12 protein-coding genes are annotated in these 16,965 nt (G+C 71.4%); 3 read left to right on the top strand and 9 right to left on the bottom strand.

The window, feature by feature from the left end; all coding sequences use genetic code 11:
* Positions 1-254 precede the first annotated feature (254 nt).
* On the bottom strand, positions 255-1,538 hold the full coding sequence (locus tag OEIGOIKO_RS22235; protein WP_125055512.1) for a M23 family metallopeptidase: 1,284 nt from the start codon (positions 1,536-1,538) through the stop codon (positions 255-257).
* A 611-nt stretch (positions 1,539-2,149) separates the two neighbouring features.
* On the opposite strand from OEIGOIKO_RS22235, the gene OEIGOIKO_RS22230 reads away from it, so the two are divergent.
* Positions 2,150-3,178: a DUF2332 domain-containing protein gene (locus OEIGOIKO_RS22230; RefSeq protein ID WP_125055511.1), complete on the top strand. Its 1,029-nt coding sequence runs from the start codon at positions 2,150-2,152 to the stop codon at positions 3,176-3,178.
* A gap of 55 nt (positions 3,179-3,233) precedes the next feature.
* Here OEIGOIKO_RS22230 and OEIGOIKO_RS22225 read toward each other — a convergent pair whose 3' ends face one another.
* The 3 genes from OEIGOIKO_RS22225 to OEIGOIKO_RS22215 all read right to left on the bottom strand — a co-directional run bounded on the left by OEIGOIKO_RS22225 (position 3,234) and on the right by OEIGOIKO_RS22215 (position 6,301).
* On the bottom strand, positions 3,234-4,319 hold the full coding sequence (locus OEIGOIKO_RS22225) for a PP2C family protein-serine/threonine phosphatase (RefSeq protein ID WP_125058864.1): 1,086 nt from the start codon (positions 4,317-4,319) through the stop codon (positions 3,234-3,236).
* Between the two features lie 389 nt (positions 4,320-4,708).
* Complete coding sequence (locus OEIGOIKO_RS22220; RefSeq protein WP_125055510.1) at positions 4,709-5,431, bottom strand: ANTAR domain-containing protein; 723 nt, start codon at positions 5,429-5,431, stop codon at positions 4,709-4,711.
* Between the two features lie 120 nt (positions 5,432-5,551).
* Complete coding sequence (locus OEIGOIKO_RS22215; protein WP_246177486.1) at positions 5,552-6,301, bottom strand: GAF and ANTAR domain-containing protein; 750 nt, start codon at positions 6,299-6,301, stop codon at positions 5,552-5,554.
* 640 nt (positions 6,302-6,941) lie between these two features.
* Between OEIGOIKO_RS22215 and OEIGOIKO_RS22210 the strand changes: the two genes are divergently transcribed.
* Both OEIGOIKO_RS22210 and OEIGOIKO_RS22205 read left to right on the top strand, forming a co-directional pair.
* Positions 6,942-7,904 carry an AraC family transcriptional regulator gene (locus OEIGOIKO_RS22210; protein ID WP_125055509.1) on the top strand — a complete coding sequence of 321 codons (963 nt, stop codon included), beginning with the start codon at positions 6,942-6,944 and terminating at the stop codon, positions 7,902-7,904.
* A gap of 181 nt (positions 7,905-8,085) precedes the next feature.
* Entirely contained in the window at positions 8,086-9,051 is a 966-nt protein-coding gene (locus OEIGOIKO_RS22205; protein WP_125055508.1) for an AraC family transcriptional regulator, read from the top strand.
* A gap of 456 nt (positions 9,052-9,507) precedes the next feature.
* Here OEIGOIKO_RS22205 and rfbB read toward each other — a convergent pair whose 3' ends face one another.
* Genes rfbB through mpaP form a run of 5 tightly spaced genes read right to left on the bottom strand, consistent with a single transcriptional unit; the run spans position 9,508 to position 16,955 of the window.
* A complete protein-coding gene (rfbB, locus tag OEIGOIKO_RS22200; protein ID WP_125055507.1) occupies positions 9,508-10,461 on the bottom strand; it encodes a dTDP-glucose 4,6-dehydratase in 954 nt (317 codons plus the stop codon).
* Positions 10,462-10,491: 30 nt separating this feature from the next.
* Entirely contained in the window at positions 10,492-11,559 is a 1,068-nt protein-coding gene (locus tag OEIGOIKO_RS22195; protein WP_125055506.1) for a glucose-1-phosphate thymidylyltransferase, read from the bottom strand.
* Complete coding sequence (locus OEIGOIKO_RS22190; RefSeq protein WP_246177485.1) at positions 11,556-12,611, bottom strand: glycosyltransferase family 2 protein; 1,056 nt, start codon at positions 12,609-12,611, stop codon at positions 11,556-11,558. Before OEIGOIKO_RS22190 ends, OEIGOIKO_RS22195 begins: the two co-directional genes overlap by 4 nt.
* Positions 12,612-12,641: 30 nt before the next feature.
* Positions 12,642-15,254 (bottom strand): class III lanthionine synthetase LanKC, encoded by a 2,613-nt coding sequence (lanKC, locus tag OEIGOIKO_RS22185; protein ID WP_125055504.1) that lies wholly within the window; start codon positions 15,252-15,254, stop codon positions 12,642-12,644.
* 60 nt (positions 15,255-15,314) lie between these two features.
* Positions 15,315-16,955, bottom strand: coding sequence for a daptide biosynthesis intramembrane metalloprotease (gene mpaP / locus OEIGOIKO_RS22180; RefSeq protein ID WP_125055503.1), 1,641 nt, complete (start codon positions 16,953-16,955; stop codon positions 15,315-15,317).
* Between the last annotated feature and the right edge of the window lie 10 nt (positions 16,956-16,965).

Below are 16,965 nucleotides of genomic sequence, written 5' to 3'. Positions count from 1 at the left end.
TGTCGTTCGGACTCATCGCACCCTCCTGAACCGGGCCGGGGCCGGTCACCCCGGCGGCGCATCCATCCGAGTGCCCGGCGGACAGCACGCGAAGCAGGGGTAATGCCCAGGTTGGGAGGGATTCTTCATGAGGTGGGGGGGTATTGGGGGCAGGTCGGGTCCGCGGCGCGGCGTGGCGCGGTACGCGTGTCGTGAGGGTGGGGAGGAGGGTGAGGAGGGGGAGGGTGAGGGTGAGGAGGAGTGCGTCCTGAGGGTCAGACGGCGAGGCCGTGATCGCGTAGCCAGGGCTTCGGGTCCACCGGAGTGCCGCCCGGGCGTACTTCGAGGTGGAGGTGGGGGCCGGTGACGTTGCCGGTGGCGCCGACCCGGCCGATGATGTCGCCGGCCGTGACCCGGCCGGAGATCCGTACCAGGGAGGACAGGTGACAGAACCACAGTTCCGTACCGTCGTCCAGGGTCAGGACGGCCCGGTAGCCGTACGCGCCGGCCCAGCCCGCCTGTGTGATCGTGCCGCCGTGGATCGCCTTGACCGGGGTGCCGGCGGGGGCGGCGAAGTCCAGGCCCGTGTGGTTGGCGGCCCAGCGGTCGCCGGCCTGGCCGAATCCGGCGGAGAGGGTGTAGGTGGAGAGCGGGGTGACGTAGCTGCGGGCGAGTTCGGCGCGGCGCTCGGCCTCCGCCTTCTCGCGCGCTGCCTCCGCCGCTCGACGGGTCTCGCGCGCTGCCTCCGCCGCCGCTCGACGGATCTCGCGCTCCGCCGCCTCCTGGGCGGCCGCGGCCTTCACGGCCTGCTGCTGTTGCGCGGTCGCGTGCCGTGCGGCGTGCTGGGCGGCGGTGCGCTCCGCGGCGAGACGTTCCTCTTCCTCGGCGGCGCTGTGCTGCCGGTCGGCCTGCAGGCGGACTCGGTCGCCCAGCGACTGGCTCACGCCTGCGCTGGCGTCCACGCCCGCGCCGCCCGTCTCCTGCCCAGCCCCTGCTGAACCTACGTGCGAAGAGGCGGCCTCCGAGTCGGGCACGAGGTCGCCGATCCCCGGCAGGGACTCGGCGGCCGGCAGCACCGCCGCGAGGTCGTCCGCCAGCTCGTCCGCCAGCCCGCCGACGTCCGGCAGGGATATCGCGAGCTGCGGCTTCTCCTCGGCGGTGGCCATGCCACCGGCGCCGACCGCCGCGATCACGCCGACGCCGAGGACCGTACCGCCGCGGGCGAGGCCGCCGCGCTGTTTGCCGGCCACCCGGTGCTTGCCGCGTACGGGCCGTACGGAGTCCTCGGTGGGGTTCCACTCCTCCCAGGTGCCGGTGTCGAACGCGGCGGGCTCGGCGGCGAACGGCCCGGAGCCGGCGGCCGGCACGGTGGCGGCGGGAGTGGAAGCAGCGGTGGGAGCGGTGGTGGGAGCACCGGCCGCGACGGCAGCATCGGCCGCAGCCGCGGAGACGGCAGCACCGCCCGTACCCGCGCCGAACGCCTGGAACGGGCCGGAGGCGCCGGAGGGGGCGCCGAAAGGAACCTCGGAGCCGGAGCCGGCAGGGCTGTTGGACGCCACGGGGGCGTACTCCTTTCCTTCCTCTCGCCTACCGGGTCAGCGGTGGAGCCGCCTCCCAGGCCGGTCCGGCGCCGGAGGGGGACGGGCCTCCGGAGCCGTGCAGGCGCTGGGACGTGCCTTCCGAGGACGTGCAGGGCTGGGACGTGCGGAGCAGGAAGGTCTGCCACGGACGGCGGACGGCGGGCGGCTTCCGACGGATCGGTGGCCGTCCGGCCCGGCGCACCCCGACGTGGTGGTTCCCCGGTTGCCAGGACACGCGCCGGTACGGCACCGGCCCGCAGGCCGGTCCGGTCCAGTGGTGCCCCAACGGTGATTCAGTTGTGAACCTGCTGACGGGATTAGGCGTCGGCGCACGGTGCCGCCTCTTGCGACGGCTGGGACGACCGCGCTGCGTTATCGGACTGTAATAGAAAGCGTGGGCCGATACCAAGCGTTCCGCCGAATCCATGGGCGCTTTGGGATAGCTTTGGCCTTAGCTTAAACGCCCATCAAGGAGCAAAACTGGGCGAGTTGCCGGGAGCTCTTCAAACCTGTGATGCGCGATCGTGCGGGAGTCGTTATGCGCAGGGGTGCCCGGCGCTCACCCCCGGTGAGCGCAGTAACGTCTGATCATGGTCGTCAACAGCGCGCAGGCACTGGCGGATCGGTACGTGGACTTCGCCTGGTACCAGGCACGGGGGCAGTCCGACGCCCATGAGGAACTGGCCGCGCGGATCGGCCACGACCCCGAGTTCTGCGACCACCTCGCGCGCTCCCTGCCCGCCGGGAACAAGCAGCAGCCCAAGCTCCTGTTCGCCGCGGTCCGCTACCTCGACGGCCCGTACGCCGAGCACGGGCCGCGCGGCGACGCGGCGTACCGCGGCTGGCGGGAATGGACCCTGCGCCACTGGGAGCAGGTCAGGGCCGTCGTCATGCGGCGCCTGACGCAGACCAACGAGCCGGCCCGCTGCGCGGCCCTGCTGCCCCTGCTCGCCCGGCTCCCGCAGCCGCTGGCCCTCCTGGAGGTCGGCGCGTCGGCGGGGCTGTGCCTGTACCCGGACCGCTACCGCTACCGCTACGACGACCGGCCGGAGTTCGGGGCCCCGGACAGCGCGGCCGTCCTCCCCTGCCGTACGGGACCGGGCACTCCCGTACCCGATCGCGTCCCGGACATCGCCTGGCGTGCGGGCATCGACCTCAACCCCCTCGACCCGGCCGACCCCGACGACGTGCGCTGGCTGGAGGCCCTCGTCTGGCCGGGCGCCACCGACGAGCGCGTACGGCGGCAGCGGGCCGCCATCGAGGCCGTACGGTCCGCGCCGCGCCCCCGGATCGTCCGCGGCGACCTGATCGACGCGCTGCCCGCGCTGGCCGCCGAGGCCCCTCCCGGGGCGACGCTCGTCGTCTTCCACACCTCCGTGCTGACGTACCTTCCCCCGGCGCGCCGCGCGGAGTTCGCCCGGCTCGTACGGACCGTCCTCCGGGAGCGCGACCGCCCCGGGCACTGGGTCTCCAACGAGCACCGCTCCGTACTCCCGTGGATCACCACCCCCCGCCCGGCGCGGCCCCTGGAGGTGACGGAGCTGCTGCTGACCCTGGCCCTCGACGAACGGGCGGTCGCCCTGACCGGCCAGCACGGGCAGAGCGTGCAGTGGCTGTGAGGGCCACGAGGTCGCGCGCCGGCTGATGCGCTGCCCGGGCCGGGCCCACAGCCCCTCACCCCTTCAGCGGCCGCTGCACCGCCAGCAACGCCATGTCGTCCGCCGTCTCCCCGCCCGTGTGCGCCGCCACGTCCGCCACCAGCGCGTCCAGCAGCGCCTCCGGCCCCTCGCAGGCCCAGACCCGCCCGCGCAGCCGCCTCGCCGGCTCGTAGAAGACGTTGGCGGCGTCCCGGGCCTCGGTCACGCCGTCGGTGAAGAGCAGCAGAATCGACCCCGCGGGGCAGGCCGTCTCGTCCGCCCGGTCCGGCCAGCCGGCCACCTCGCTCATGCCGAGCGGCAGCGCGGGCGACCTGGGTGTCAGCTCGCGCAGTTCGCCGTCGGGGGCGAGGAGCAGCGGGGCCGGATGGCCGCGGTTGAGGACGCGGAGCGCGGCGTGTTCGTCCGAGGGCAGCTCCGCCAGTACGGCCGTCGTGAACCCTTCGAACTGGTCGAGGCCCTCCCGCCGGCTGCCCTCCCGTTGCAGCGCGCGCTCCAGCCGCCCCGCCACCGCCTCCAGGCTGGCCTCCTGCTCGGCCGCCTCCCGGAAGGCCCCGATGACGATCACCGCGGCCTCCACCGCCTCCAGGCCTTTGCCCCGTACGTCGCCGACGATCAGCCGTACGCCGTACGGAGTGTCCTGGACGGCGTACAGGTCGCCGCCGATCCGGGCGTCCGCCTGCGCCGCCACGTAGCGCGCCGCGACCGCCAGTCCGCCGATGCGTTCGGCGGGTGTCGGCAGCACGGCCCGCTGGGCGGCCTCCGCGACGTCCCGTACGGAGGCGAGCCGGGCGTCGCTCATCCGTACGACCCGGTTGATGCCCAGCGCCAGGACGGCGACGACCAGGACGGTCAGGCCCTCGGTGAAGGACTGGTTGGCGTCGCGGCCCCCGTGGTACGTCACGACCCAGGTCTCGGCGATGACGGCGGCCGCCGCGACGACGGCCGTACTGCTCAGCGAGTACAGCGGTGCCGCCACCAGCGGAGCGGCGGAGAAGAAGGGCGCGGCCGTGTACCGGTCGGGGGTGCCGCTGTCGAAGATCAGCCCCGCCACCAGCAGGATCAGCGGCAGCCAGCAGACCAGCCGCCGGCCGAACGGCGACATGCCGGAGCGGCGCCGCCGCCGCTCCCGCTCGCCCGTACGGCCCCTGCCGCCTCGACGCACCCGCACCGGCCTGCCTCCCACTCCCGTCGCAGCCGGGCCGCGGCCCGCGCCCGTCCGTACGACCACCGCCGCCGTCCCAAGGTTTTCCGCTGCCGGGCCGGGGGGCGAATCAGATGGGGCCGTACGGGTCATACGGAGCCGGCGGGGCGGCGGACCGGACGGCGGGCAGGGCTGCGGGAGGACGGGCGGGCAGGGCTGCGGAGGGACGGGGAATCGCGGCACGCGCCGCGCCCGGAGGTGCCGGTCACGACGGTGCTGGTCACGACGGTGCCGTCACGACAGTGCCGGTCACGACAGTGCCGGTCGGCGCCGTTACGGCTGATGCGGCCTCAAGCGTCGGGATGGAGGTCGAGGCGTTCGTCGATGACGTCGCGGGCGACGTCGACCAGGCGGCGGTTGTCGCTGAAGGCGTGGGCACGCAGCCGGAGCAAGGCGTCCTCCAGGGGAATGCCGAGCCGACTGCTGAGAAACCCTGTGGCCTGGTGGACCTTGGCGTGATGCAGGGACAGGTACGGTCGCGGTCCCGTACCGGTGCCGGCGGCCACGGCCTGGGGCGGGGTGTTGAGCAGCAGGTGCAGGGCGATGCGGGCGAAGAGGTCGAGGTCGCATCGCTGGTCGAAGGGAAACAGGCCCGTGGTGATGCGATAGCCGGTCAGGACACCGGCGGTGGCCACGCCCAGAAGCAGGGGGGTGGCGATGACGGCGCGGGCCGATGTGCCGTGGGTGGCGGCGGTGAAGACAGGCCAGCGCTCGGCGGCGGCCCGGGTGGTCAGGTCGGTCTCGGTGACGGTCTCTCCGGTGCGGGCGGCGTCCAGGGTAGGACCTTCCCCCAGTGTGTACTGCAGCTCTTCCAGGGCGGAGCCGAGACTGTCACCGGCCAGGGTGCCCCACAGGAGTTCCAACGCGCCCGAGTGACCCCGCAGGTTCAAGGTCAGGGCATGTAAGTGCAGCAGGCGGGCGGCGGAAACGGCGGAGACGGCGGACAGGTCGCGTCCATCGGCGGCGGCCTGCCGCAGGCGTGTGAGGAAACGGGTGAACTCATCGCGGGACATCACGCCCCCCGGCGGACAGCCGTAAGCGCTTCCTTGCCCGCGGCAGGAACCGGACGCGCGTTCGCCTCCGGCGGGTGGCGGGCGAAGGAAGGCCCGAGGGAGCCCGGCGAAGGATGGGCCTCACCGGGCCGGGCGGAACGCGTCGGGCACGTCACCGCGGGCGACCTGGGCCGCCACGTCGGACAGTTTCCGCTGCTGGTAGCGGGCGTGGTTGCGCAGTCGGGCGAACGCCTCGTCCATGTCGATGCCGAAGCGGCCGGCGAGCATGCCCTTGGCTTGTTCGATGGTCAGGCGGCTGTCCAGCGCGGTCTGCAGCTGAGCCAGGACGGTGTTCTTGTCGGCCAGTTCATGCCGGTGGGCCAGAGTGAGGCCGGTGGTGTCAGCCAGGGTCTGGGCCAGTTGCAGGTCCGGGCCGCCCATGCAGGGCAGGTGGGTCATGAACAGGTTGAGCGCGCCCAGCAGCGTCTGCGGCAGGCGCAGGCTCACCGCGGCCATCGCCGAGATGCCGGCCTCATGGGCGTACGGAGCGAAGCGCGGCCACCGCTCGTCGAGCGCGGCCGGCTCCAGCGGCTTCCGGGTGCGCGCACTGTCTATACAGGGCCCTTCGTACAGATCGACCTGGTTCTCGGTCAGCTCACGGCACACCTCGTCGGACGCGGTGATGTAGCTGACCCGGCCGTCGTCCAGGACGGTGATGCTGGCGCCGCGTACCGGCAGCAGCTCGACCGCCCGCGCGGTCAGGTCGTGCAGCAGTTCCAGCGGATCGAAGTCCGCCGGCCGGTGGACGAGGTCGATGACGACCTGTGCGATACGAGCCTCACGCTCGGTGGTGAACATTACGGGCCGCCCGTCATTGGCGTCCGTCTCCATGACGGCGACGTGTTCTGTGCACGTGCGTCAGGAACGGACCAGATAATTGTCGTCCGGCCCGCACCGTGGCCGGGGGGCTGCTCCGAGCCCTGGCGCAGTCACCGGTCACCTGCGCCCCGGGGAAACTCCGGCCGGGGCCTGGGCCGGCCCACCCACGAGGCCGGCCGCTCTCGTACTTCCCGTGACTCTCCTCCGGTGGATCCCGAATCGGCAGCACACCGAGCGAAGCCGTGAACGCGCAGCTCCGGGCGGGAACCATCCACAGGACGAAGCCTTCCTGGGACGACAGGCCGCTCGGCCGGGCCCGCCGGCCGGGCCGTCGCCCGTGCCCGGCCGAGGATTTGCCGCCTGTTCGAGCACCTCGTTCAGCCCGCGCAGTACGGTGAGAACGAGAAGCGGTCGGCGGCAGTGGGACCGGCCACCGCGAGGGGGCGGTCATGAAAGCCTTCGCCGGGCGGACCGGGCACCGGAGCCGCCGATTCCGTGAACACCGGCCCCGGACGTGGGGCGCCCGGGTCGTCGTCCGGAACGGGACGCGCCCCCCGCTGCGGCACCGGTACCCGCCTGCGCACCAGAACACCGCCCCGGCCCCCGCCCCGAAGAAGCTGCTGGCCACCGCCGTCGTAGGAGCGAGGACAGCATGGGCACACTGAAGTTCGACAGCGAAGACATGGGTCTCACCGAGGAGTTCCTCAGCAGGGCCTACACCAGGATGAAGATCGGCGGCGCCGCGGAACACACCAGGGCGCAGGTCTCGCGGAACAGCGTGGGGTCCACCAGCGTGGACCGGCTCGCGTTCGACTACGACATGAGCCACGACGCGCAGCCGATCGGCAAGGTCTGTCTGTGCACGGTGCAGTCCGGCACCATCGTGCGTCAGTACGGGGGAGGAACGGAGAGCCTGTTCGGCCCCGGGGACGCGTTCCTGTACACCCCCCACGACCGGCCGTACGCCGGCGTCATCCAGCGTGCCCGCTACCACCTCATCATGTTCGATCCCGTACTCCTGGACCAGGTGGCCACCGCGCTGCCCGGCCGGCGGCCCGACACCGTCCGGCTGACCGGCGACCGCCCCGTCTCCCCGGCCGCCGCCCAGAACCTGCAACGCACCATCGAACACCTGCGCGACGACGTGCTGGCGCAACCGGCGGTCCGCGACGCGCCGCTGATCACCTCCGCCGCCTCCCAGCTCCTGGCGGCGAGCGTGCTGAACACCTTCCCGAACAACGTGGTCACCGACCCCGGAATCCAGGACCGCCGCGACGCCCACCCGGCCACCTTGCGGCGCGCCGTCACGTTCATCGAGGACCACGCCGACGCGGACATCAGCGCCGCCGACATCGCCGCCGCCGCCCGCGTGAGCATCCGTGCCCTCCAGCTCACCTTCCGCCGCCACCTGGGCACCACGCCCGTCAGCTACCTGCGCCGGGTCCGCCTCGCCCACGCCCACCGGGATCTGCTGGCCGCCGGTCCCGGGACCGATGCCACCGTGACCGTCATCGCGGCCCGTTGGGGCTTCCTTCATCCCGGTCGCTTCGCCGCCGACTACCGCCGCGCCTACGGCCGTTCCCCGCGGGAGACGCTCAGTCAGCTCCCGCCCTGATCAGCGGAGGGGCGCAACGCCCGCGCCGCTCGCCCCGCAGCCACCCGAACCGGCCTGCGGGAGCTGTCGCAGGCTTTCCACCGCTGTTTGACGGCGGCGAGGCGGACGTCCCCGCGCCTGGTCAGCCCGCGGACAGCGGCTCCCCCACCTTCGCGCCCACGCCTGACCGAGGAGAAGGGCCATGGAATCGTTCCATTTCGACAGCACCGACCTGGAGCTCACCGAGGAGTTCCTCAGCAGGGCCTACACCAGGATGCAGCTCGGCAGTGACGCCGAGAGCTCCCGAGCACGCGTCACGCGCGATGTGGTGGGGCCGGTCGCCGTGGACCAGCTGGAGATCACCTGCGACCTCAGTCACCAGGCAGACGTCATCGGCCGGGTCCTCGTATGCAGCGTGCGGTCCGGCAGCATGGTCCGCCAGTACTTTCCCGACGGGGACGAAGGCACCTTCGGCCCCGGGGACCTGTTCCTGTACACCCCGCACGACCGGTCCTACGCGGGCGTCATCCAGCGTGCCCGCTACGACCTCCTCGCACTCGAACCGGGCCTGCTGGCCAAGGTGGCCGCCACCGCTCCCGGCCGCCGGGCCCGGACGGTGCGGTTGACCGGTGACCGGCCGTGCTCGCCCGCCGCCGGGCGGCACCTACGGCACGCCATGGCCCACCTGCTCGACACCGTCCGCCGTGACCCGGCCATGCCCGGACAGGAGCTGCTCGTCTCCGTCACCTCCCAGTACATGGCGGCCGGCGTGCTCAGCACGTTCCCCAACACCGCGCTGACCGATCCCACCATCGAGGACCGCCACGACGCCCACCCGGTCACGGTGCGCCGCGCCGTCGCCTTCATCGACGAGCACGCCCACACCGACCTCAGCGTGGCCGACATCGCGGCGGCCGTCCACGTCAGCATCCGGGCCCTGCAACTCGCCTTCCGCCGTCACCTGGGCACCACACCGATGCATTACCTGCGCCGGGTCCGCCTCGCCCACGCCCACGCCGACCTGCTGGCCGCCGACCCCACCACCGGGTCCACCGTCACCGCCGTCGCCACCCGCTGGGGCTTCGCCCGGCCCGGCCGGTTCGCCGCCGCCTACCATGCCGCCTACGGCTGTCCGCCGCGCCAGACCCTCCTCGAACGCGGCCCGTGAACTTCGTCCGGTGGGCTTCGGCCTCTTGCCCCGCCCGTACCGGAAAACGCCGTAGCGCCCCGGTCGGAGGAGTCCGACCGGGGCGCTACGTGGCAGGTCGACGGGGTTTTCCCGGACCTTCCGCGGTGGGCCATCAGGGGCTCGAACCCTGAACCAATGGATTAAAAGTCCTGGTGGGGCCGTGCTAAGCGGTCCCACCGGCTCCTTTACGGTCCATTTACGCCCGATTAGCCCCCTTCGTATCGATGGACGATCCAGCACAGAACGACCTGTGCCGGATCGTCCGCTCACGCATCGCTCACGCATGGCGTGCATCGATTCAGCCTGCACCGCGCACCGGAAGAAAGCCGTGCCGTCTCGGAGCACCAGGCGCCCAAGGCAGAACCTCCGAGAAGGCAATGTGAGGGAGGTCGGTGCGGGCCGTGAGTATGATCACACGCCGAATCGGTGTGGTTGTCAGCGTCTCCACCAGTCGCGGTTTTGCCGGTACCAGGACACGGTGCTCGCCAGTCCCTCGTCGAAAGTGTGGCGCGGCTCGTAGCCGAGCTCGTCGCGGATCTTGGACCAGTCCACCGAATACCGCTGGTCGTGCCCCTTGCGGTCCGCTACGTGCTCGACGCTGTCCCAGTCCGCGCCGCAGGCGTCCAGGAGGCGATCGGTGAGGTGCTTGTTGGTCAGCTCGGTGCCGCCGCCCACGTTGTAGATCTCGCCGGCCCGGCCGCCTTCCAGCACGAGCCGGATGGCGCGGCAGTGGTCCACCACGTGCAGCCAGTCACGTATCTGGCTGCCGTCGCCGTACAGCGGCACCTTGCGCCCTTGCAGGAGGCGGGTGATGAACAACGGGATGATCTTCTCGGGGAACTGGTAGGGACCGTAGTTGTTGGAGCAGCGGGTGATCCGTACATCGAGGCCATGGGTGCGGTGGTAGGCGAGGGCCAGAAGGTCGGAGCCCGCCTTGGCCGCCGCGTAGGGGGAGTTGGGCGCGAGCGGCTCCTCCTCGGTCCATGAGCCTATGGGTATGGACCCGTACACCTCGTCGGTGGAGACATGGACGACGGTGACTCCACCGGCTTGGACGGCAGCTTCCAACAGCGTCTGAGTACCGAGCACATTGGTGGAGGAGAACTTGGCGCCGTTGGCGATGGAGCGGTCCACGTGCGATTCAGCGGCGAGGTTTACCACGGCGTCGTGTCCGGCCACCAACTCGGCGACACGCGCGCTGTCGAGGATGTCACCCTGTACGAAGCGCAGCCGCGGATCGCCCTGCACGGACCGGAGATTGGCGAGGTTGCCCGCGTAGGTCAGGGCGTCCAGGACGGTGACCGCCTCCTGCCCCGTGCCGTCGGCCAGCAGGGAACGGACGAAGTGGGAGCCGATGAAGCCGGCTCCTCCGGTGACGAGGGTCTTCATGATGGGGAAGGCGGTCTTTCTCTCGGAAACTCAGGATGCGAGCTGGATGCGGCTGTGGTCACCCAGGACGAGCCGGTGTGCTTGCGGTGTCCTGGCTGCGCCGGTGACCTGCACGGCGCGGCCGATGAGGGAGCCCTCGATGCGGCCGGCGCCGGTGATCCGCGCATCTCGTAGGACGATGGAGAACTCCACGTCGCTTTCGATGACGGCGCAGCCCTCGGCGACCGATGTGGCGGGACCGATGCGGGAGTCGCGCACGGTGGTGTGCGCTCCGATGACGGCCGGGCCCACGATGCGCGAGCGCACGATCTCGGCCCCTGGTTCGATCCGCACCGGTCCGAGCAGCACGCTGGCGCTGTCCACGGCTCCCCGGACGGCGGGTTCGAGGTCTGCCAGCACACGCTGGTTGACCTCCAGCATGTCGGCGACATCGCCGGTGTCCTTCCAGTAGCCGTCGATGGTCTCGGCGACCACGTCGTGTCCCGAGTCGATCAGCCACTGGATGGCGTCGGTGATCTCCAGCTCGCCACGCGCCGAGGGCTCGATGGCGGCGACGGCACGGTGCACCGCGCTGGTGAAGAGGTAGACCCCGACGACCGCCAGGTCGCTGCGGGGCCGCGCCGGCTTCTCTTCCAGCCGGACCACCCGCCCCTCGGGCGTGACCTCGGCGACGCCGAACGCCGAGGGGTCCGGCACCTTGGTGACCAACAGCCGGGTGCCGCACCGGGTGGTGCGGAACCTCTGGACGACGCCGGCGATACCGCCGACGACGAAGTTGTCCCCGAGGTACATCACGAAGTCCTCGTCGCCCAGCCAGTCCCGGGCCACGCGGACGGCGTGTGCCAGCCCCAGAGGCCGGTCCTGCCGCAGATAGGTGACCCGGGCGCCGAACCGGGCACCGTCGCCGAGGGCCGCCTGGATCTCCTGCGCCGTGTCCCCGACCACCACCCCGATCTCGGTGATACCGGCCATGACCAGCGCTTCGATGCCGTAGAAGAGCACCGGTTTGTTGGCGACCGGAATGAGTTGCTTGGCAGCGGTGTGGGTGATCGGCCACAGTCGGCTGCCGGTGCCGCCGGCCAGGACGAGTGCCTTCATACCGGCCCGCTCCCCGCGGGGGCGTACGCATAGGCCCCCGGCGCCCCGCACGCGGCGATGATCTCGTCGATCAGCGCCCACTGTGCCGGCTGGAGGCGCCGGACCATGGCCGTGATGCGCTCGGCGTGCTCGACGGTGGCGCAGGCCAGCGGCAGCGCCAGCTCGAATCGGCCCGCGCGCTGCACGAGGACCAGTTCCGACCATGATCCGTCGGCTTCACCCCAGCCCTCCGCCAGCTCCGCCTCCACATCGCCGTTCCAGCCCAGGGGCCTGACGAAGTCCCGCGACGCGGCCATGCGCCGCAGCCAGGCCCGGGTGTCCTGGGCGCAAGCTGCCCGGAGCGTGCTCGTGTGGCGCCCGGAGCGCAGCTCACTCAGGGCGGCGTGTGCGTGTCGTACGTTGTCGAAGGCGGCGACGCGCAGGTGGTGCCGGCCGGCGATGTGGTGCCGACGTGTGCCGGCGGAGTCCAGCAGGCTGGCCGTACGGTCCAGGACCGTGACGAAGCGCGCCCCCGCGTCGGCCAGGCGTAGCCACAGGTCCCAGTCCTCCATACCGTCCCCGGTGCGCCACCCGCCGACGCGCTCCGCACAGCCGCGCCGGTGCGCCACCCGCGAAGGTTCGAAGACTGCGCCAAGCGCCTGGATCTCCGGGTGCCAGCACATCTCCAGCGGGCGGGACGAGGAGGTGACCCGGCCCTCCTCGTCCCGTAGCTCGAATCCGGTCGCCACCACGTCGCCGCCGCTCTCGAAGGCCGTGAGGAGCGCGCTCAAGTGGGCCTCATGCCACACGTCGTCGTGGTCCAGATAGGCGATGAATTCACCCCGGGCCTCCGCCAGTCCGCGATTGCGCGGCCCGCTGGGGTGACCGTGCCGCTCAGTACGGATCAGCCGGATGCGCGGGTCCCGGCCGACCGCCGCACGGACCCAGTCCTCCGTGTCGTCAGTGCTGCCGTCCGAAACGACCAGGAGTTCCCAGTCGGTGACGGACTGGGAACGGACCGAGTCCAAGGTCTGCGCGATCAGCCGGGACCGGTTGTAGGTCGGGCAGACCACCGAGAAACGTGTGCTGGCCGGTCGCAACGCTCAGCCCTCCGTCCGGTACCCGAAGAAGGGAAGCCGGGCCCCGCCTGTCCCCAGCACGGCTTCCAGAGCCAGCAGCACGCCCGCCGTGCCCGTGGCCAGGTCCGTGGAGAGGCGCAGGTTGTGGTCCCCGAGAAACAGCAGCCGGCCCTCGTGCGGGACGGCGTGCAGACCCATATGGGTCAGGTGCTCACGCACTACGTGCTCGCCCGCCGCGTCGTCGCGCAGGTGGTGCAGCGCCAGAAGCACGCCCGCCCGGCCGTGGAACAGGCCGGCTTGCATCAGGAAGTGCTGTCCGGCAGCCTGCCGGAACGCGTCGCGCGCGGAGGCCAGCTCGGGATCCTCGCAATACTGGAGCACGTCATGGAGGACCATGCCAAGACCACCGCTGCCAAAGGCAATCGACGGTGTCCGCAAGGGCTTGCCTTCGGTCGCGTCGGCCTTCGGGAGCCAGCCGATGCTGCTCAGATCAGTACGGAGCGCCTCCACCGTGTGGTGCAGGAACTTGGGCTCCCCAGTCTCCTCGTACAGCCGCAGCAGGAACAGTGCGCCGCCCGCCGCTCCGCGCAGCAGGCCGGGAGCCCGTCGGCTCGCTATACCCGCGGGCCCCTGGGAGACCCGGCTCGTCAGCTCCTCGGCCAGGCGGACGGCCTGTTCCATGAGCGCCGTCTCGCCCGTCCGCCGAGCGAAGTGCAGGAGGGTGAGCCCGGTACCCGCGAGGCCCCCGAGCAGATCCTGCTGCCGGTCCGGCCAGGGCGCCGCCGCAGCCCGGTCGAGCAGCTCACGCGCCTCATCGGCGTGGCCGAGACGGTCCAGCGCGAAGGCGACCCCGGCGAGTCCGTCGTAGAAGCCCGGACGGGCATCGACCAGTCGGCTGCCGGCACCGGCCAGCCAGTCGACATGCTCCTCGGGAACGGTCGCGCCCACCTCGGCGAGCGTCCACAGCACGCCGGCGGCACCGTACGCGAAGCTCAAACCGCCCGCGGGCGTACAGAACTGCTCGATGTCGCCCGGGTAGAGGCGGTCGCCGCGGTCCGGGGTGGCGGTGGACAGGATGCTGTCGGCGAGCTTCGTGCGCAGGCCGGGCCAGTCCGCCGGTTCCGGCTGTGACCAAAGGGGCTCGGGCTGAGGAGTACTCCCGGTGGCCGACCGGGAGACGGTGCGGCCGACGCCGGAGGACGTGGGGACCGATGCCCCGGTGTCCCGGGCGGGCAGCGGGCCCAGATCGCGCCAGACCTGCCCGGCGAAGTCCGCCGGCACTGGGAAGCGCTCTTCGACCAGGTCGATCAACTGGCGGACCTTCTCCGGGGCCCAGGACATCACGACCGTCATGGGGACGAAGACCGCGAGCCGCAGGCAGCCCAGCGCGTACCGGTCGATCGAGACGCCTGTGTAGCCGTCCGGCGCCAGGAACCCCGGGGCGGCGAACGCTTGCTTGGCGGTATCACCGGGTTCGCTGCTCGCCTCGAAGTCGATGAAGGAAACCGTGCCGTCCGAACGGATGAGGACATTGTTCGGGTGCAGGTCGCCGAAAACCACGCCCCGCTCGTGCATGGCGTCGAGCCCGCTCTCGACCTGGTCCAGGACCGCCAGTGCCCATGCGGCATACGCGCTGGGCCGGTCCGCGGACAGGTCGGAGTTCATCAGCGGGTTCCGCCGGTACAGCTCCTTGCTGAGGGAGGTTCCGTCGATGAACTCCCTGGCGAGAAAATAGTGCTCGTGGCCACCGCGGAACTCGATCAGCCCGGGTATGCAGGCCAGGCCGGAGAGTTGGCGCAGGGCCCACGCCTCCCGCCGCAGCCGGGCGACTGCATCGGCGCCGGTGTCGTCGATGCCGGCCAGCGGACGGGCCTCCTTGAGAAGGACATCGGTGCCGCTGCGGATGTCCGTCGCCTGGTAGACACCCCCGCCGTTGGAGAAGTGCAGCGCCTTGGTGGCACGGAAGGGGAAGTCTTTCAGCGTGCCTGCGTTGCGTGCCGCCAGCGCCGGGACCAGGCACTCCGGCAGTTCGACCCACTGCGGCGGCCGGAATCCGGGGCCGCGTACATCGGGCACCAGTCGGCCGTCCGGGTCCTCGATGCAGTAGACCTCTTCGCCCGCCTCATTACGGCCCATGCGGGCGGTGAACCCGCCGTAACGCACATACAGCGGACCCTGCCGCCAGCGCAGGTCACTGAGGATGTACGGGCCGGGCTCGCCGTCCAGCTCATCGCCCAGTTCCTGCAGGACCGTCGACAACAGCGCCTCGTCACGAGGGTAAACGGTGACGAACTTGCCGCTGGAGCCACGGTCCCCGTACTTGCCATTACGCCGACGCAGCACATCGAGACCACGAAGGAACTTGTAGGGGATGGCGTGCTGTGTGCAGTACCCCTGGACGGCATCGAGGACTTTCCCGGCGTTGTCCGGCGTGGCCGAGACATGGATCTTCCAGCCCTGGTCCGGGAGGTCGGCGGCCCGGGGGCAGAGGGACACCCATTCGGGCCCGGCGGTACGGGTCCACCCCGCAGGAAGGGGCGCGTCCACGGCCGCGAAGTCCGCAGCCTTCGGACGGTCCGTGGGGAGGTCGTAAAAAGGGCTGCCGGTGGGGCAGAAATCCAGGTACCGCAGATCCATGAGTTGTCCCTCGTTGTTCATTGAGTCGTCGGCCGGGGCCGCGCTCGCCCGTGCGCGGCTCTACCAGCGGAAGGCGGGAGCGACGTGCTTGCCGTATAGCCACTCGCCCAGCGACCGGTCGCCGGCGTCCAGCCGCGCCACTCCCCGGGCGTCCTCGGGCGTCGCCCGCAGGGCCAACGGATAGCTGATGACGGGCATCGGGAACGAGTCGCTGCGTACAGGCAGGAGCATGGACAGGGGCGCGAGCGTCTCCGTGGCCCGCGGAGCCTGGACGGCCGCGGAACCGGTCCGCTTACTCATCGTGACGCCGGCCCGGAACAGCTCGACGGGGGCGCCTTCTCGGACGAGGGAGCGGTCGGCCGAAGGGGGCAGCACCAGTTCGGCGCGCCCGCCACCGAGCAGCGCGTAGCTGCCGTTGATGGTGTAGGGAACCTTGACGAAGCCGAGCACAGCGGCCGCGGCCGAGGCGACAAGCAGGGCCGCGGCACCGATCCGCCACGGGCGAGCCCCGGCCCTCCGCGCCTCGCGAGCCAGCCTCACGCCGCCGCGCCCGAGGTGGAAGACGAGGCAACTGATGCCGCACAACACGAGGGACGCACCGAACGCGCCCATGCCCTGGAGCGCATCTCCCCATAGGCTGAGCGCCGTCCCGACCAGGTAGAGCGGGAAAACCAGACAGACCAGTCCGTAAGGAACCGCCCAGGAATGCTGCGGCAGCTCACGTTCGAACCGTCCGCCGAAGAGAGCCTTCGCCAGGAAACGGCGGGCGTCGGTCATCGAGCGGTCCCGCAGGTGCGGGATGTCCAGGTGACTCATCAGCGCGAGGTAGCCGTCGAGCTTGACGAAGGGAAGCAGGTTCAGGAGCCCGGATACGTAGGTGACGACCGCGAAAATGAGCAGCCCGGTGGTGAGCGGCGCGTCCAGGAACAGGGCGCATACCGCTGCGGAGCCGGCGATGACCCACTGGGTCACCACACCGGCCAACGCGACCTTCACCCGCTGTCCACGATGCGGCAGCCGCCAGCCGTCGGAGACGTCACAGAAGAACGCAGGCGTCAGGTAGAAGAGCATCACACCCATGCGGCTGGGCCGCCCGCCGTAGTAGGTGAGCACCGCGCCGTGCCCCATCTCGTGCACCACTGTGGTGGCCAGCACCCCGGCCAGGACGGCGAGATAGACCATGGGGGGCAGCGGCCTGCCCAGGGCGTCCACCACAGCGGACGACTGGAATGCCAGGGCCAGCAGCCCGCCCAGCCCGAACACCGCCGCGATCACGGCGCCGACCCGGTTGGCCACCGCCTTGATGACGGGGATCAGCCGAGCCAAGGGCCGTTCCGGCTTCATGAGGGTGAACTGCAAGGTCAGCGGAGGTACGAAGCGGAACCAGGTGTTGCGCCGCCGGAGCTTTGACCCGTCGTCCAACAGGCCACCGGCCGCCAGCCGGCGGACCGCGGTGTGCACATCCCGCTCGGTCCACGGCGAACCCAGCGTCGCGGCCAGCCCGGCGTGGTCGCGGGAGCCGTCGACGGCCTGGACGAGCCGGGCCAGGTCGGCCTGGACGCGGAAGTACCGGTTGCTGCCCCGCTGGATCACCCAGGGGGCGCCTGGTTCGGCCGGCTCGTGCACCGCCACATCGGCGGCGATGCGCGGGCGTGCCAGGAGGCCCGGGTCCAACTCGGCTGATGCCGTCTTACTGGCCATGTCTGGTCGC

This window comes from Streptomyces paromomycinus, from assembly GCF_003865155.1.
GTDB lineage: Bacteria > Actinomycetota > Actinomycetes > Streptomycetales > Streptomycetaceae > Streptomyces > Streptomyces chrestomyceticus.
The sequence above is the reverse complement of the archived record's forward strand: the minus strand, read 5'-3'. Positions and strand labels throughout refer to the sequence as shown.

Excerpts from the sequence above, each read along its gene's own strand:
- OEIGOIKO_RS22230 (WP_125055511.1), top strand. The coding sequence starts at position 2,150 with ATGGTCGTCAACAGCGCGCAGGCACTGGCGGATCGGTACGTGGACTTC.
- OEIGOIKO_RS22225 (WP_125058864.1), bottom strand. The coding sequence starts at position 4,319 with ATGTCGCCGTTCGGCCGGCGGCTGGTCTGCTGGCTGCCGCTGATCCTG.
- OEIGOIKO_RS22220 (WP_125055510.1), bottom strand. The coding sequence starts at position 5,431 with ATGTCCCGCGATGAGTTCACCCGTTTCCTCACACGCCTGCGGCAGGCC.
- OEIGOIKO_RS22215 (WP_246177486.1), bottom strand. The coding sequence starts at position 6,301 with ATGGAGACGGACGCCAATGACGGGCGGCCCGTAATGTTCACCACCGAG.
- OEIGOIKO_RS22210 (WP_125055509.1), top strand. The coding sequence starts at position 6,942 with ATGGGCACACTGAAGTTCGACAGCGAAGACATGGGTCTCACCGAGGAG.
- OEIGOIKO_RS22205 (WP_125055508.1), top strand. The coding sequence starts at position 8,086 with ATGGAATCGTTCCATTTCGACAGCACCGACCTGGAGCTCACCGAGGAG.
- rfbB (WP_125055507.1), bottom strand. The coding sequence starts at position 10,461 with ATGAAGACCCTCGTCACCGGAGGAGCCGGCTTCATCGGCTCCCACTTC.
- OEIGOIKO_RS22195 (WP_125055506.1), bottom strand. The coding sequence starts at position 11,559 with ATGAAGGCACTCGTCCTGGCCGGCGGCACCGGCAGCCGACTGTGGCCG.
- lanKC (WP_125055504.1), bottom strand. The coding sequence starts at position 15,254 with ATGGATCTGCGGTACCTGGATTTCTGCCCCACCGGCAGCCCTTTTTAC.
- mpaP (WP_125055503.1), bottom strand. The coding sequence starts at position 16,955 with ATGGCCAGTAAGACGGCATCAGCCGAGTTGGACCCGGGCCTCCTGGCA.